Source organism: Gemmatimonadaceae bacterium, assembly GCA_020851035.1.
GTDB lineage: Bacteria > Gemmatimonadota > Gemmatimonadetes > Gemmatimonadales > Gemmatimonadaceae > JACMLX01.
This window is the reverse complement of record JADZDM010000012.1, coordinates 78,480-93,678: the sequence shown is the minus strand read 5'-3', so window position 1 is coordinate 93,678 and position 15,199 is coordinate 78,480. Positions and strand designations below refer to the sequence as shown.

The window sequence follows — 15,199 nt, the reverse complement described above, 5'->3', positions numbered from 1 at the left end:
CTCAGCTGATGGGCTTCTGGCCGCCAGCCGTGGTGTTGAACTCGCGCGTGAAGCGGGAACGGCCGAACTCGCCCGAGACGCCCTTGATGAGATAGTCGATCATCTCCTTCGACGTGTACGTCATCTCGGCGGTCAGGTTGTCGATCTTGGTCTGGAAGTAGTTGTACGCCCACACCGCCGGGATGGCCACGATCAGGCCGAAGGCGGTCGTGATGAGGGCCTCGGCGACACCGGCCGAGATCGAGGCGATACCGCCCGAGCCGGAGGCGGCCATGCCCGTGAAGGCGTTCACGATGCCCATCGTGGTGCCGAGCAGACCGACGAACGGCGCGGTGGCACCCACCGTCGCGAGCACGGCGTTGCCGCGCTTCAGGCCGACGATCGTCATCAGCATCTCGCGCTCGACGGCGCGCTCCGCCGTGTTGATGTCGGAGACCGTCACCGAGCCGTCCTGGATCAGCGGACGGATCTCGCCGAGGGCGCCGCCGAGCACGCGGGCGACATGCGACTTCTTGTACGTCTCGGCCAGCTTGATCGCCTCGCCGAGGTTGTCCTCCTCGAGGAACTGGGAGAACTCAGGCGCGAACTTCAGCGTCTCGGCCTTGGCGGCGCGCAGCGACCACCACTTCGAGAACATCACGGTCAGCGACCAGATCGACATGGCGAAGAGGGTGAACACGATCCCCTTCGCGAACATGCCCATCGACTGATACAGCTCCATCATTGACAGATCCATCGGAGACTCCCAGTGCTGGTGTTGGTGAGATTGGGTGCCGGGCGAAGCCGGGGACTATCGACTGAGCGCGAACGCGAACGGCTGCTGCACCAGCATGCGGACCTTGCGGCCGCCGATCTCGGCGGGGAGGAAGCGCATGCGCGGCAGGGCCGCCCGGACTGCCTGGCCGAACGCGTCGTGCGACGCGCGCAGCACCTTGAACGACCCGAGCTCGGCCCGACCGGTGGTGTCCACGATGAACTGCACCAGGGCCTCCCCTTCCACGCCCGAGCTCTTCAGCATCTCGGGATACGCCGGTGCCACACCCGGGATCGCTGCGGCGGCCTTCTCGACCTGGAAGTCGAAATACGGCTGGTCGCTGATCACCGGACCCGTGCCACCTTCCACACCCTTCGCGATGCCGCCCTGCACGCCCTTGCCGCTGAAGTCGGCCTCGTCGGTCGCCTTGCGGCTCAGATCGACGTCCGGGATCACGTCCGGCACCTCGATCGGCGGAGTCAGGACCTGGAAGCCCTTCGGGGGCGCCACCTGTGCAACCTGCTGTTGCACCTGCTTCGGCTGCTCCTTCGGCTTCTCCGGCTCCGGCTCCTTCTTCGTCTCCGCGACGATGACCTTCTCCTCCTTCGGCTTCTCGAGCGCGTCGGCTGTCTTCTTCGTCAGCACGACGGCGGCCGCGATCAGCACCGTGTGCAGCACGATCGAGATGATCGTCCCGCCGGTGCTTCGCTGCTTCTTGGCCTTCGTTTCCAGCAATTGATCGAACATCCACCCTCTCCATTATGCCGGATGATGGTCGAACGGGACGAGTGCAAGCTCACCCCGTGACGCGACGGGCGCGACCGGACGTCCATTACGATTTGCTTAAGCGTCCGTGACGCAGGACACATCATTGCGGCGCGCATCCATCACCGCCCGGCAAGGCATGCCGGTTGCGCGCACACGGTGCGCGCGCTACCGCCGCCTCAGGCCACACGCGGCGGCGCACCGTCCTCGCGGCGCACCGCCCCCGGCAGCGTGAGCGTGAACGTGCTCCCCCGCCCGAGGCGGCTCTGCGCGGTGAGCGTGCCGCCATGCGCCTGCGCGATGTACTGGCTGATCGCCAGCCCCAGCCCGGTCCCGGCGCGGCCCGAGGCCCGCGACCGCGCACGATCCGCACGCCAGAACCGCTCGAAGATGAACGGCAGGTCCGCGGCCGCGATCCCCATCCCGGTGTCCTTCACCGTCAGCACCGCTGCGCCCTGGTCCGCCGTCAGGCTCAGCTCGATCGTGCCGCCCACGGTCGTGTACTTGATCGCATTCTCCACCAGGTTCAGCAGCAGCTGCCGCAGCCGCGGGGCGTCCCCTTCCACCGCCAGCGGCTCGCACGACGCCAGCACCACCGCGATCCCGTTCGGCTCGCCGAGGATCGTCGCCGTCTCGGCGATGTCGCGCAGGATCGCATCCAGCAGCACCACGTCGCGCACGAGGTCGAAGCGTCCCTCGTCGGCGCGGGCCAGGCTGAGCAGGCTGTTGACGAGGTCCGCCATCCGCGTCACCTCGTTCAGCGCTGCCTCGAGGTGCTCCATCTGCTCGTTCGACCCGCGCCGGGCCATCATCGCCCGCTCGATGCTGGCCCGCAGCACCGTCAGCGGGGTCTTCAGCTCGTGGCTGGCGTCCGCCGTGAACCGGCGCAACCCGCCGAAGCTGTTCTCCAGGCGCCCGATCATGGCGTTCAGCGTGCTCGTGAGCCGCGCCAGCTCGTCCCCCTGCGCGTCCGCCCCGCCGAGCCGGCGATGCAGTGACCGGCCGTCGGTGATCGCCTCCAGCTCACTGATGATCGTCGTGATCGGCCGCACCGCCACCCCGCCGATGACGTAGGCGGAGGTGCCACCCAGCAGCACCACCACCGGCGCCAGCAGCAGCATCGAGCGCAGCAGGTCGCGCCACAGCGCCTCCGTCGTCGTCGTCGAGCTGCCCGCCACGATCCGCTCGATCGGCGTCCGGGGATCGTTCTCGAGACGGGCCGAGAGGTAGATCTGGTCGGACTTCAGCGTCAGCAGTGACGCCGTGGTGCCGGCCTCGATGTCCAGCGCACTCTCCTGCAGGGACGAGAGGTCGGCCGGCGGCAGGTCGCGCGCCTTGGCCGACACGTAGACCGCACGGCCCGCGGTGTCGAGCACCAGCAGGTAGTCGGGGATGACCTCCATCGCCCCCGCCACGTCGGCCGTCAGTTGCGGCCCCACCAGCGAGTCGCGCGTGATCGTCACCGGCCCACGCAGCTCCGCCTGCGTGATGATCCGGATCGCGAGCTCGGCCTGCGAGTTCACGTACCGCTGCAGCTCGCGGTAGTAGGCCGAGTCCTTCCGCCCGATCCAGATGCCACCGGCGAAGACCACCACCGAGAGCAGCAGCGCCAGCGCGAACAGCAGCGTCACGCGCGCGCGGATCGAGCGGATCACCCCGTCACCCCTTGATCACGTAGCCGACACCACGCACGGTGCCGATCAGCTTCTGCTCGTGCGCCGCATCCACCTTCTTGCGCAGGTGCGTGATCACCACGTCGACGATGTTCGTGCCGGGATCGAAGTGATACCCCCAGGCGTACTCCGTGATCAGCGTGCGGCTCATCACTCGGCCCGGATGGCGCATGAGGTACTCCAGCACCTTGAACTCCTTCGGCGTGAGCTCGATGCGCACACCGGCGCGCGCCACCTCGCGGGTGTCGAGGTCCACCACCAGGTCGGCGATCTCGAGCCGTGGCGAGGCGAGCTGGCGCGGGCGCCGTGACAGCGCCTCGATCCGCGCCAGCAGCTCCTCGAAGGCGAAGGGCTTCGTCACGTAGTCGTCGGCACCGGCGCGAAGCGTCTGCACCTTCGCGTCCACGGCGTCCTGTGCCGTGAGCACGAGCACCGGTCGCTGGAAGCCGCGCGACCGGAGGGTCCGGAGCACCGACAGCCCGTCCTTCCCCGGCAGCCGCATGTCGAGGATGATCAGGTCGTATGCGTCGCCCTGGCCGGCCGCCCGCTCACCCGACTCGCCGTCGGATTCGAGGTCCACCGTCCACTGCTGCTCCTCGAGGCCACGCTTCACGAACTGCCCCACGATGGGGTCGTCTTCGATGACGAGAATGCGCATCAGGGGGTTCCGTCGTGCTGGAAAGTGTCGGGCATGGAGGAAAGGTGACGGGCGGAGCCGGGCGCGGCGAGGGCCGGCCGCGCCGCCTGCGGTGCGGGCCACGCCACACGACGGGGCAGCCGCACCTCGATCGCCGCCGGCCCGCGCACGGCGATCCGCACGGTGCGCCGGCTGCCATGCGCCTCCGACAGCCACTGCGAGAGTGCCGCCGCCTGCGCGGGATCGCGCGTGCGAAGCGTCACGGGCGTCCGGCCGTCCGCCGTCGCGCGGAGCAGGGTGCCGAGCACGGCGAGGAGGGCGGCATCGGGACGAGGCATGTCCGTACGCTACCGTGTCCGCCCTTCCGTGATCGCATCACGGCGCTGCCGCCATCACCACCCGGATGCGCGGCAGCGACCCCTCCGCCCTCACGCGGCCGCGATGGCCGCCAGGATCTCCGCGTTCGTGCGGCTCTTGCCGGGCGTCTCCTCGACGTGTGCCCAGCGCACCACGCCGTCCGTGTCCAGCAGGAAGTAGGCGCGGGCCGAGAAGAAGGTCTCCTCCATGAGCACGCCGAAGGCGCGGCTCGCCTCGCGCTTGAAGTCGCTCAGCAGGTCCACCGACATGTTGTGCTTGGCCTTGAATTCCTTCAGCGTCGGCACGCTGTCCACACTCACCGGCAGCACCGTCACCCCGGCCGCCGCGAAGCTGTCGTAGTCGTCGGAGAAGGCGCACAGTTCCGCGGTGCAGACCCCCGTGAACGCGAGCGGGAAGAAGGCGACGAGCACCCGTGCGCTGCCCCGGAACTGCGAGAGCGTGACCGGCTGGCCGCTGGTCGAGTTCAGGGTGAAGTCCGGGGCGGTGGCACCGACGGCGGGGACGGTCATGGAGGCTCCAGTGATGCGGGGCGGGAACGCACTGCGACGGGCGCGCCGGACCGTCATGCGGAGCGGTCCGGCAGCGAGCGCCAAAGATGCCGTACCGACACCGAAACGGCAGCCACCGGCACTCCCCGACGGGTGGGGCCGGGGGTACACTGCCCCGGACCATGTCCACCCCTGCCCCGCTCCACGGTACCACACCGACTGCCCCGCTCGCGGCCAGCAGCGGCGAGTCCGTCGGCTTCATCCTCCGACTGGGGCGTGCGCTCCACAACGCGGGGTTCTCGGCGCACCGCCTGGAGGCGACTCTCTCGGACGTGTCTCGGAAGCTGGGGCTGGAGGCGCAGTTCTTCTCGACGCCGACGTCGATCATGGCGGCCTTCGGCCCGCCGGACGCACAACGGACCCACCTCATCCGCGCCGAGCCCGGATCGACCAACCTCAGCCACCTCGCGGGGCTGGACCGCATCGCGCGCGACGTGATGTACGGGACGCTGGGGCCGGTGGACGGAACCCAGCGGATCGAGGCGCTGCTCGGCGAGCCGCCAAAGTGGGGACAGTTCCCGGTGCTGGTGGCATTCGTGATGGTCTCCGTGTCCGTTGCCACGTTCCTGAAGGTCGCCCTGCCCGACCTCCTTGGCGCGGCGCTGGTGGGGCTCCTCTGCGGTGCGATCGTGACGCGGAGCCGGAAGCACACCGAGTGGATCGACATCGAGGAGCCGCTGAGCGCGTTCGCCGTCGCGACCGTGGCCCAGCTCTTCGCGGCACTCACCGACAGCGGGGCGGGCTATGCCATCACCGTGGCGGGGCTCGTCGTCCTCCTGCCCGGGATGACCTTCACCACCGGCCTGATCGAGCTGTCCACGCGGCACCTGGCCAGCGGCACCGCCCGCCTCAGCGGCGCACTGGTGACCTTCCTGGGCCTGGGATTCGGCGTGGCACTGGGCACCAAGCTCGGCACGTTCACCGGTGACTGGCTGGTGGCGCACGACGTGGCGCTGCAGGTGGCCCACGCGGCCCTGCCCTGGTGGGTGGAGGGGGTGGGCGTGCTGGTGGCGCCGCTCTGCTTCACCGTGCTGCTGCAAGCCGACGGCAGGCAGGCGCCGTGGATCGTCCTCGCGGCATCGTGCGCCTACCTCACCTCGCGGTTCGCCGGCCGTGCGCTGGGCGACGAACTGGGCGCGTTCCTTGGCGCGCTGATCGTGAGCGCCGGGAGCACCTTCATCGCCCGGCGTCGCGACACCACGCCAATCGTGACGATCGTGCCCGGCCTGCTGATCCTCGTGCCCGGCAGCATCGGGCTCGGAAGCGTGACGAGCTTCTCGCAACAGAAGGTGATCACGGGAGTGGGCACGGCCTTCACCGTGGCGCTGATCGGGGTGTCGCTGGCGGCCGGCGTGCTGGCGGGACGCGCCGTCACGGGCGCCCTGCGACGCTCCCGCCGCGGCAGCCACGCCGGCGAGATCACGCGAACGGCGGAGTGGACCGTCTCGCGCGACTGGCGCTGAGAGTCAGCGGCGCGGCAGGGCCAGTGCGCCACGCTGCTCGCCCGGGCAGGCCTCGCGCAGGGCACCGAGCGCCGGTTCGAACCCGGTGGCGGCAAAGGTCCACGTCACCCGGCCGCGGCGCTGCGTCACGGCACTGATCCGGAGTTCCGGGACCGGCCGCAGCAGTCGGCGCTGGATGAGCTCCCGGAGGTCTGACGACGGGATGAAGGCGCCGGTGCCGGCCCGCGTGGCCTGCCAGCGCGTGTCGATCGGGCGCACCGAGTCCGAGTCGACCCGGACGCGCACGTCGGCCGCCAGGTCCGACTCGAGTTCATCGCGGGTGGTGAGGAACGCGTCGAGTTGGCGCGAGCGGCAGCGGACGACGAGTGCGATGGCCTCGGCGTCGTCGGCCAGGCTGTCGGACCGCTCACGCACCATCGCCGTCACCTCTGCCTGGCGACCGGCGCTGGCCGGCGTCTCCACCACGCGCCACTGCGCCCGGGCCGCCGCGAGGGGCAGCACCAGGCCGACGGCGAGGGTACGAACTGCGTGGCGCGGGTGTGCGATTCGCATGCGGATGGGTGGCAGATACGACAACGACCCCGGAAGGGGTCGTTGGATCCTGCAACATGGAGGTCCGGGGACTCGAACCCCGCACCTATTGCTTGCAAAGCAATTGCTCTACCAGATGAGCTAGACCCCCAGCACGCCTGATCGGCGCGTGCCGTACGATAAGCCAGTCCGGCCCGCTGATCAAGTTGTGCAGCGCGCGCGCCGGGCCACCGCGCTCCGCGCCAGCGGCGCGAGGCGACGCGGGCCCTGCATCGCCGGGGCCGTGGCCCCGCGGGGCCGCTCACGCGGCAGAAGCAAAGACGGCCCCTGCCGCGAGGCGGGGGCCGTCTTCTCAGCCCGTGAGTGACGGGTGCTACTCGTGCGCCGGCAGCGGCTCCATCGTGCGGACGTCCACCGGGATCTGTACTTCGTCACGGTACTTGCTGGTCATCCAGCTGATGCGCAGGCGCGGGAAGGCCTCGCAGAACTGGACGTAACAGGTGACCCAGATGCCAAGGTAGAGCGCCAGCATGCCGAACTCCTGCCAGCCGAACGGTGCACCATCGCTCGGAATGCCGTACAGCGAGGGGTACACCTCGATGTAACGCTGCAGGTACGTGCCAACCAGCGACAGGACGCCGAAGAGGATGTTGGTCGGGATGAACATCTTGGCGGCCTTCGAGATCAGGCCCGGGAACGGCGCGAGGAACACCAGCGTCAGGACCGTGAACGAGATCGGCAGCCACGGATCGATGAGGCGGAGCCGGAAGTAGTGCGTCTCCTCGCCGATGTTGCCGTACCAGATGATCAGGAGCTGGGCGAACGTCGTGTAGCCCCAGAACGCGGTCCAGGCAAAGCGGAGCTTGCCGAGGTCGTGGATCTGCTGGTCGCCGAGGATCTCGTCCGTGACCGGGCTGTTGAAGTGCTTGCGCCACATGAAGAACATGATGCCGAAGCTCATCAGGAAGCCGTTGATGCCGGTCATGAAGCTCCACCAGCCCCACAGCGTCGAGAAGAAGAACACGTCCAGCGCCATCGACAGGTCGTAGTGGAGCATCATCCAGCCGAAGCCGAAGATGATGGCCATCGCGACCGCGATCTTGCCCTGCTGCGAGTGCTGGTTGTGCAACTCGCGGCGCTCCTCGCCCCAGCCGGCGCGCATCCTCGCGCGCAGCCCCGACGCCCACCCTGCCCCGCCTTCCGGGAGCTGGGCCACGTCGATGCGGAGCGAGTTGTAGATGAACCAGAGCTGCAGGCCGTAGAGGACCGTGAGGATGCCGATCTCGCGCAGCGCGAAGAACGTGTGGCTGCCGAGCCACCAGACGCGCTCGGCGTTCGGCAGGACGTTCGGGTCGGCGACCCACGGGAAGATGTGCTTGCCGCCGATGGTGAGGCTGAGCACCAGGAAGAGCCACGAGACCGGCAGGAACGCGGCGTACGCTTCCATGAGGCGCGCGATCGAGCGCGACCAGCGCGCGGTCACGATCCGGAAGATCGCCACGAACATGACGGCGCCGGAGCTGATGGCGCTGAAGTACAGCCAGTTGACGTGGAAGGCGCGCCAGATGCGGTCGGGCGACATGGCGATGCCGGCGCCGAAGGCGGCGAGGCCCACCACCATCGCGGCCAGCGCCGCCGTCTTGACCCAGCCGGCGATCGGCTTCGACGTCGCCGCGATCAGGTCGGCCCTGGGCGGATAGGTCGGGTTGTGGATGCTCACTTGGTCGTCCCCTTCTTCGCCGCGGGCGCGGCGGTGGTCAGTTCACCCGCAGGCTGTGGTGCGGCGGGAGCCGCGGACGGGCGCCACATCGGCGCCGGACGCGTGGGCGCCGTGTTGGTGTAGGTGGGGATGGTCCAGCCGGTCTGCCCGGGATAGCCGAAGGCGCCGGTGGCGACGGTGCGACCGAGGCGACCCTGCAGCCCGCGCACGTAGTTCACCACGTCCCAGCGATCCGGCTCCTCGATGCGGTTGTAGCTCGGCATCACGCCGCGGCCGTTGCGCATCATGCCGTAGATGTAGCCGTCGGTGCGCGCCTTGGTCATGTCGGTCAGCAGGCTGATGCCCGGCATGCCGTACTTCGTGACAGGGCCGTTCCCGACGCCCGTGTCGCCGTGGCAGGTGGCGCAGTTCTGCTGGTAGTAGCGATGGCCGTTGTTGATCGACGAGTCGAGCTCCGCCTTGCTCAGCGAGGCTGCGTTCCGCGGGTTCACGACCACATTGAACGAGTCGAGGACGGCCGGGAAGGCGGCGTAGCTGATGGTGTAGCCCGGGGTCTGGGCGCCGGTGACCGGCACCGAGTTCACCGGCTGGCCACGGGGCGCGATGGTGTCGGCGACCGAGTCCCAGGGCTGGATCGCCGGCTGGTCGCGGAAGTCGGTGAACCACGAGCACGCACCGAGCGCCATCGGCGCCAGTGCGGTCACGGCCACGCGGAAGGACTTAGCGCTCACCGCGAACCTCCACTGCCCCATGGGCCTTCAACGTCTGTTCGAGCTCGGCGAACTTGTCCGGCGTGGCCTCGATCCAGATGCCGTAGTCGCCGTGCGTGAAGCGCGGGTCGAAGCCGAAGTTCGTCACCAGCCGCGGGATGCCGGCGTTGATGAACATGCCGGCCACCGTGCTCAGACAGCCGACCATCACGAACATCTCGAAGCCCATGATCGTGTACGGGATCCAGCTCGCGATCGCCTTGCCGCCGACCTGCAGCGCCCAGTACTGCGACGACCAGATCGAGATCCAGTAGCCGAAGGTGACACCCAGGGTGCCGCCGATGAGCGTGAAGACCCGGACCACGCTCGTCGGCGCGTCGATCGCGTCGTCGATCTCGTGCTGGATCGTGGGGGAGTAGACCGTGACCTTCGGCACCTTCCTCGCCTTCAGGTCACGGATCGCCGCGCAGACTGCATCCAGCTGCGGGAAGACTGCCAGGACGCCCTGCATCAGTGATGTCCTCCATGGTCGTGGAGCATCTTCGGGGGCACGATCTCCTTCACCTCGGCGATGGCGATCACGGGCATCTGCTTGATGAACAGCAGGAACCACATGAAGAACCAGCCGAAGGAGCCCACCAGGAAGCACATGTCGATCCAGCTCGGGACGTAGTTCGTCCACTGCCACGGCTCGAACTCGTGGCTGAGCGACGGCACCACGATCACGAAGCGCTCGTACCACATGCCGATGTTGATGATGATCGACAGGATCCAGAGCCAGGTCGGGTTGCGGCGCAGCTTCTGCGAGAACAGCGACAGCGGGAAGATCATGTTGCAGAGCAGCAGGATCCAGGCGCTCCACCACCACTGCCCGAACACGCGGTTCCAGAAGTACTCCTGCTCCGGGGCCACGCCCGAGAACCAGGCGATGAAGAACTCGGACAGATAGCCGGACCCCACCATGATCGACGTGAAGAGCACGACCTTGGCCGTGGCGTCGAGGTGGTTGAGCGTGACGTAGTGCTCGAGGTGCCACCACTTCCGGATCGGGATCAGGATGGTCCAGACCATCGCGAAGCCGGAGAAGATGGCGCCGCCGACGAAGTACGGCGGGAAGATCGTGGTGTGCCAGCCCGGCGTGAGGGCCATGGCGAAGTCGAACGACACGACCGAGTGCACCGAGAGCACCAGCGGCGTGCTGAAGGCCGCAAGGAACATGTACATCTTGGCGAAGTGGCGCCATTCACGGTCGGTGTTCTTCCACCCCAGCGAGAGCATCGCGAAGATGCGCTTGCGGATCGGGTTGGTCTCCTTGTCGCGCATGACCGCGAAGTCGGGGATCAGACCGAGATAGAGGAACGTCGTCGAGATCGTGAGGTACGTCGAGATGGCGAACACGTCCCACAGCAGCGGGCTCTTGAACTGCGGGAAGAGCAGGCGCCAGTTGGGATACGGGATCAGCCAGAAGAACTTCCACGGCCGCCCGATGTGGATGATCGGGAACAGACCTGCCGTCATCACGGCGAACACCGTCATCGCTTCCGACGCGCGATAGATCGTCGTGCGGAAGCCGGCGCGGAACAGGTAGAGGATGGCCGAGATCAGCGTCCCGGCGTGGCCGATGCCGACCCAGAACACGAACGTGATGATGTACACGCCCCACATCACCGGCGGCACGTAGCCGGCGTTGCCGAGGCCCCAGTAGATCTGGTAGGTCCAGGCCGAGGCGCCCACCAGCATCGCGAGGATCGCGAGCCCCAGGCCCATGAACCACTTCGGGCTGGGCTTGAGGGTGGCGAGGATCTCGTTGTCGACCTGCTCGAACGTGCTGACCGCGGGAACCTGGATCCCCGCCGCCGGAATGTTCGGGCGCTTGATCTTGCCCTGCACTGGCTTCGCAGTCGTCGCCATTCGGGTCAGGCCTCGACCGTGTGGTTGATCTTCTTCAGGTAGACCACGGCCGTGTAGGTGTTGAGCACCTCGAAGACGTGGTACGCTCGCTCGTCCTCCACCTGCTTCGCCACCGTCCACGCCGGATCCGCGGCGTCACCGAAGGTGATCGCCTTCGAGGGACAGGCCTGCGCACAGGCGGTGGTGAACTCGTCGCCCTGCAGCGGACGGTGCTCGAGGTCGGCGCGTGTCTCGGCCTCGCGGATGCGCTGCACGCAGAACGTGCACTTCTCCATCACGCCCTTGCCGCGGACGGTCACGTCCGGGTTGAGCTGCATCTGCATCGGCTCGGGGAACGCGTACTGGCGACGCTCCGGCTCGCCGTAGCCGAACCAGTTGTAGTAGCGGACCTTGTACGGGCAGTTGTTGCTGCAGTAGCGCGTGCCCACGCAGCGGTTGTACACCTGCACATTGAGGCCGTCCGGCGAGTGGTACGTCGCGTACACCGGGCAGACCGGCTCGCACGGGGCGTTGCCGCAGTGCTGGCACATCATGGGCACGAACCGCGTGTCGAACGCCGGGTCGAACACCGTCTCGGCCTCCGGAGCCCCCTCGAAGTACCGCTCGAGGCGGATCCACGCCATCTCGCGCCCCTTCAGGATGTTCGCACCGGGGCGCGTGTCCCACACGGTCGGCGACAGTGCCCGGCCCTGCCAGCTCGCGCCGACGGTCGGGATGTTGTTCTCGCTGTAGCAGGCGGTGACGCAGGCCGAGCAGCCGGTGCAGCGGCTCAGGTCCACCGTCATTGCCCAGCGGCGCTTGGCCATGCCACTCCAGTGCTGCTCGGAGTACATGCCCTTCGCCTTCGAGTCGGGATCGCCGAGGTCACCCTGCGCGTCGTTGGCCACCGGGCTCTTGAGGCCAGGGAGGAACTCGTGCGGCGCGCCGCCGACGAACTCGTGCTCCTGCTCACCCCACTCCTTCGGGCCCGTCGCGCCATGCTCGGCCGTCTCACCGTGATGCTCGGTGGTGGTGGCCGGCGCATGGCCCTCGCCTGCCCCTTCCTTCTTCGTCCGGCCCTCGATGAGCGCCGCCAGCGTGATCGCCTGGCCGATGCCGCGCGAATGCTGCCGGGCCGACCCCTCGGTCGTGATCAGCTCGACGTTGTCGCCGGTCTTCGTGACCTTCGCCTTCATGCTCGTGTACGCGATCGAGCCGGCCACGGCATCCGTGTCGCCACTGACGAGGTCCACGGCGTTGATGCCGACCCCCTCGGCGTAGCGGCCGTACCCGGTGAAGAACGGCACCTTCCGGTCGGCGTCCGGATCGTACTTCCGGCCCGCCTGGCTCTTGTGGCCGTAGCCGAGCGAGACGGCGATCGTGTCGGGCCGGATCCCCAGGTAGTTGTAGACGGGCAGCGTGACCTTGCCAGCCGCCGTCTCGATGGTGACCAGGTCGCCGCGCGTGACGCCAAGCTTCTTGCACGCCATCGGGTGCATCTCGACCCACGACTGCCATGCGACCTTGCTGACCGGGTCCGGCAGCTCCATCAGCCACGGCTTGTTCGCGCCGGCACCGGTGCCGAGCGTGGGCGACGGGTTGATGACGAGATGGAAGTCACCGGCGCCGGCGAACGCCGCCACCGGCTTCCGGGTGAAGTCGCCCGTCGTCCGTTCCGCCGCACGCAGCGAGGCGCCGGCGGCGACGCCCTTCGCGAGCGCCACCGTGTGTGCCGACTGGCCGCCCGGGAAGCGCGCGACGATGAACGACCGGTAGTCCTTGAGTGGATACTTCGCCGCCAGCGCCGGATCCTTCTTCGCCACGTCCATCAGCACGTCAGCGGTCGCGCGGCTCTTGAAGACCGGCTCCATCGACGGCTGCTGCAGGTGCAGCACGTTCGGCGTCGGCTCGGCATCACCCCAGCTCTCGAGGCTGTGATGATCGGGCAGCACGAGGTCTGCCAGCTCGGCGGTCTCGTCCGGCACGCTGGTGAAGGCGACCTTGAACCCGACCTTGGCCAGCCCCTCGGCGAACTTCACCGACTTCGGGAGCGTGTGCACCGGGTTCGCGCCGCGCACGAAGAGCACCGGCACCGCGCCGGCATTCATGCGCTCGGCCACGTTGTAGACGGCGGCCGGCACGTCGAGGCGCTGGTAGATGCCGAGCGGCGACGCGGGCTTGATGCTCGTGCCGACGTTGCCGAGTGCCTTGTTGTACTCCGCCACCTCGACCGCGACCGCGGCGGAGTCAGCGGCGTTGCCACCGGCGAGGAGCAGCGAGCGCCTGGCGCCCGTGATCTCGGCCTTCAGCTCCTCGAGCGTCGCCGCGGAGACGTCGGAGGCGCTGGCTGCGTCCGCGACCGACTTGCTGCCGCGCAGGAACTGGATGATCGCGAGCTCGGAGCCGGGACGCGCAGGGATCCAGGTGTCGGCATTGAGGCCGGTGAGTGACCGGCGCGCGCCGATGTAGATGGCCCGCGGGGCGCCCTCGATCTTGGCGCGGGCATCGGCCCAGGCCAGCTGCAGCGGGACGCTCGGGCCCCACCCATCGAGGAAGTCGGCACCGAAGCTCACGACCAGCGTGGCGGCGTCGAAGTCGAAGGTCGGCCAGGCCACGCCGTAGGCGGCCTTGTGTGCGGCGATCGCGGCGTGCGGCGCGTCGGCGTCGTAGCTGATGTGGGCCGGCATGCCATAGGAGGCCAGCCAGCCATCGAGGAAGGCGGGGAAGCTGCCGATCTCGTGCTGGTTGATGAACACCGCACTGGCGGCCTGCCCCTTGCTGCGCACCTCACCGAGCCTGGTGGCGAGCGTCTGCAGCGCCTCGTCCCAGGTGATGGCGGTCAGCTGTCCGTTCTTGCGTGCCATCGGGCCGCGGAAGCGGTCGGGGTTGTAGAGGCCCTGGAGCGCCGCCTGTCCCTTGGCGCAGAGGGCGCCGCGGTTGATGGCGGTGTTCGGGTTCCCCTCGACCTTGAGGGCCCGGCCGTCACGCGTCTCCACCAGGATGCCGCACGACACGGCACACTCGCGGCAGGTGCTGGCGAAGTAGTTCGACACGCCAGGGACGGTGGCATCCGGGCTGGCCACGTACGGGATCAGCTTCCGCACGTAATCCGTGTTGCACCCGGTGACGGTGGTGGCCGCCGTGGTGACACCCAGGACCTTGAGGAAGTCGCGGCGCTTGACGCCAGTGGCTCCCGACTCAGTGCTCATGCAGTAGTCCTCAATCGTGAAACACGACATGGCGTGATGCGCGCTGCATCACGCCGAGAGCGGCGGCTAGTAGTGGCAGGTGCTGCAGTCATACCGCGCCTTGCGCTCGACATGACAGTTCACGCACCAGCCCATGTTGAGCGAGGAGTACTGGAAGACCTGCGTCATCTTCTGGACCTCGCCGTGGCAGGTCTGGCAGGTGACACCGCTGTTCGCGTGGCGGGAGTGCGGGAAGTGCACGTACTCCGGCACCTTGTGCACGCGCTGCCACGGCACCGGCTGCCCCTTGGCGTAGTACTGCGCGAGCTTCTTGATCTCGGGCTTGCCGGTGGCGACGAGGGTGTGGCACCCCATGCAGGTGGAGACCGACGGGAGTCCGGGGTCCTGCGCGCGGCCGGCCGAGAAATGGCAGTAGGTGCAGTTCATGCCGAGCTTCTGCACGTGCTGCGGGTGGGGGAACTTCACCGGCTGTTCCGGGGAATAGTTCTGTGGCGAACTGGCGCCGGAGTAGGCCCACGGCCCCTTGGCCGGGTCGAGCTTGAGGCCGGAGTCCCCGGTGGTCTTGGGGAGGGCCTGGGCCTGGGTGTTGTTGCGCACCCCATCGAGGTTCAAGCCGCTCGGGCCCGAGAACGTGGGATAGGCGAGGGGGTTGGCGGCGCCCGGGGCCTGCGCCGCGTCAGCCTGGCGTGCGGTCGCGCCGCTCCAGGCCGAGAGGCCGGCCGCGATGGCGGCAACGACGAGGAACCCCGGAATCACTGCCCACTTCTTCCGCTGCGTCATTCGGTGAGACCAGTTGAAGTCCGACCCCTGCGGGACGCCCTCATGTGAAACTTTTCACAAAGTCAGGGCACATACGAGTGCAAAGAAAGCCGCACCGGGAAAATCGCGCAAGTCGTTGTCACATCGCACGGAACACGGTTC

General features: G+C 68.3%; 14 protein-coding genes and 1 tRNA gene. 1 reads left to right on the top strand and 14 read right to left on the bottom strand.

The window, feature by feature from the left end:
- Position 1: 1 nt before the first annotated feature.
- From IT355_09355 to IT355_09330, 6 genes are all read right to left on the bottom strand, one after another.
- Complete coding sequence (locus tag IT355_09355) at positions 2 to 736, bottom strand: MotA/TolQ/ExbB proton channel family protein (GenBank protein ID MCC7053463.1); 735 nt, start codon at positions 734 to 736, stop codon at positions 2 to 4.
- Between the two features lie 54 nt (positions 737 to 790).
- A complete protein-coding gene (locus IT355_09350; protein MCC7053462.1) occupies positions 791 to 1,501 on the bottom strand; it encodes a TonB family protein in 711 nt (236 codons plus the stop codon).
- A gap of 197 nt (positions 1,502 to 1,698) precedes the next feature.
- The gene (locus IT355_09345; protein ID MCC7053461.1) at positions 1,699 to 3,174 is read right to left on the bottom strand and encodes a hypothetical protein; all 1,476 of its coding nucleotides are present in this window, start codon (positions 3,172 to 3,174) and stop codon (positions 1,699 to 1,701) included.
- Between the two features lie 4 nt (positions 3,175 to 3,178).
- Positions 3,179 to 3,850 carry a response regulator transcription factor gene (locus tag IT355_09340; GenBank protein ID MCC7053460.1) on the bottom strand — a complete coding sequence of 224 codons (672 nt, stop codon included), beginning with the start codon at positions 3,848 to 3,850 and terminating at the stop codon, positions 3,179 to 3,181.
- A complete protein-coding gene (locus tag IT355_09335; GenBank protein ID MCC7053459.1) occupies positions 3,850 to 4,167 on the bottom strand; it encodes a hypothetical protein in 318 nt (105 codons plus the stop codon). Before IT355_09335 ends, IT355_09340 begins: the two co-directional genes overlap by 1 nt.
- Before the next feature lie 90 nt (positions 4,168 to 4,257).
- Positions 4,258 to 4,716, bottom strand: coding sequence for a redoxin domain-containing protein (locus IT355_09330; GenBank protein MCC7053458.1), 459 nt, complete (start codon positions 4,714 to 4,716; stop codon positions 4,258 to 4,260).
- A 161-nt stretch (positions 4,717 to 4,877) separates the two neighbouring features.
- Between IT355_09330 and IT355_09325 the strand changes: the two genes are divergently transcribed.
- Positions 4,878 to 6,218 (top strand): threonine/serine exporter family protein, encoded by a 1,341-nt coding sequence (locus IT355_09325; protein ID MCC7053457.1) that lies wholly within the window; start codon positions 4,878 to 4,880, stop codon positions 6,216 to 6,218.
- A gap of 3 nt (positions 6,219 to 6,221) precedes the next feature.
- Here IT355_09325 and IT355_09320 read toward each other — a convergent pair whose 3' ends face one another.
- From IT355_09320 to IT355_09285, 8 genes are all read right to left on the bottom strand, one after another.
- Positions 6,222 to 6,770, bottom strand: coding sequence for a hypothetical protein (locus tag IT355_09320; GenBank protein ID MCC7053456.1), 549 nt, complete (start codon positions 6,768 to 6,770; stop codon positions 6,222 to 6,224).
- Positions 6,771 to 6,827: 57 nt separating this feature from the next.
- Positions 6,828 to 6,900: transfer RNA gene (locus IT355_09315), tRNA-Ala, on the bottom strand.
- 222 nt (positions 6,901 to 7,122) lie between these two features.
- Positions 7,123 to 8,469, bottom strand: a complete 1,347-nt coding sequence (locus tag IT355_09310; GenBank protein ID MCC7053455.1) for a hypothetical protein — start codon at positions 8,467 to 8,469, stop codon at positions 7,123 to 7,125.
- Positions 8,466 to 9,200 carry a cytochrome c gene (locus tag IT355_09305; protein MCC7053454.1) on the bottom strand — a complete coding sequence of 245 codons (735 nt, stop codon included), beginning with the start codon at positions 9,198 to 9,200 and terminating at the stop codon, positions 8,466 to 8,468. Before IT355_09305 ends, IT355_09310 begins: the two co-directional genes overlap by 4 nt.
- The gene (locus tag IT355_09300) at positions 9,190 to 9,690 is read right to left on the bottom strand and encodes a DUF3341 domain-containing protein (GenBank protein MCC7053453.1); all 501 of its coding nucleotides are present in this window, start codon (positions 9,688 to 9,690) and stop codon (positions 9,190 to 9,192) included. Before IT355_09300 ends, IT355_09305 begins: the two co-directional genes overlap by 11 nt.
- On the bottom strand, positions 9,690 to 11,090 hold the full coding sequence (nrfD, locus tag IT355_09295) for a polysulfide reductase NrfD (GenBank protein ID MCC7053452.1): 1,401 nt from the start codon (positions 11,088 to 11,090) through the stop codon (positions 9,690 to 9,692). The genes IT355_09300 and nrfD overlap by 1 nt, the downstream gene beginning before the upstream one ends.
- 5 nt (positions 11,091 to 11,095) lie before the next feature.
- Positions 11,096 to 14,278 (bottom strand): 4Fe-4S dicluster domain-containing protein, encoded by a 3,183-nt coding sequence (locus IT355_09290; protein MCC7053451.1) that lies wholly within the window; start codon positions 14,276 to 14,278, stop codon positions 11,096 to 11,098.
- 66 nt (positions 14,279 to 14,344) lie between these two features.
- Positions 14,345 to 15,058, bottom strand: coding sequence for a cytochrome c3 family protein (locus IT355_09285; protein ID MCC7053450.1), 714 nt, complete (start codon positions 15,056 to 15,058; stop codon positions 14,345 to 14,347).
- Between the last annotated feature and the right edge of the window lie 141 nt (positions 15,059 to 15,199).

Coding starts and splice junctions, on each gene's coding strand:
- IT355_09355 (MCC7053463.1), bottom strand. CDS start 736: ATGGATCTGTCAATGATGGAGCTGTATCAGTCGATGGGCATGTTCGCG.
- IT355_09350 (MCC7053462.1), bottom strand. CDS start 1,501: ATGTTCGATCAATTGCTGGAAACGAAGGCCAAGAAGCAGCGAAGCACC.
- IT355_09340 (MCC7053460.1), bottom strand. CDS start 3,850: ATGCGCATTCTCGTCATCGAAGACGACCCCATCGTGGGGCAGTTCGTG.
- IT355_09335 (MCC7053459.1), bottom strand. CDS start 4,167: ATGCCTCGTCCCGATGCCGCCCTCCTCGCCGTGCTCGGCACCCTGCTC.
- IT355_09330 (MCC7053458.1), bottom strand. CDS start 4,716: ATGACCGTCCCCGCCGTCGGTGCCACCGCCCCGGACTTCACCCTGAAC.
- IT355_09325 (MCC7053457.1), top strand. CDS start 4,878: ATGTCCACCCCTGCCCCGCTCCACGGTACCACACCGACTGCCCCGCTC.
- IT355_09320 (MCC7053456.1), bottom strand. CDS start 6,770: ATGCGAATCGCACACCCGCGCCACGCAGTTCGTACCCTCGCCGTCGGC.
- IT355_09300 (MCC7053453.1), bottom strand. CDS start 9,690: ATGCAGGGCGTCCTGGCAGTCTTCCCGCAGCTGGATGCAGTCTGCGCG.
- nrfD (MCC7053452.1), bottom strand. CDS start 11,090: ATGGCGACGACTGCGAAGCCAGTGCAGGGCAAGATCAAGCGCCCGAAC.
- IT355_09290 (MCC7053451.1), bottom strand. CDS start 14,278: ATGAGCACTGAGTCGGGAGCCACTGGCGTCAAGCGCCGCGACTTCCTC.
- IT355_09285 (MCC7053450.1), bottom strand. CDS start 15,058: ATGACGCAGCGGAAGAAGTGGGCAGTGATTCCGGGGTTCCTCGTCGTT.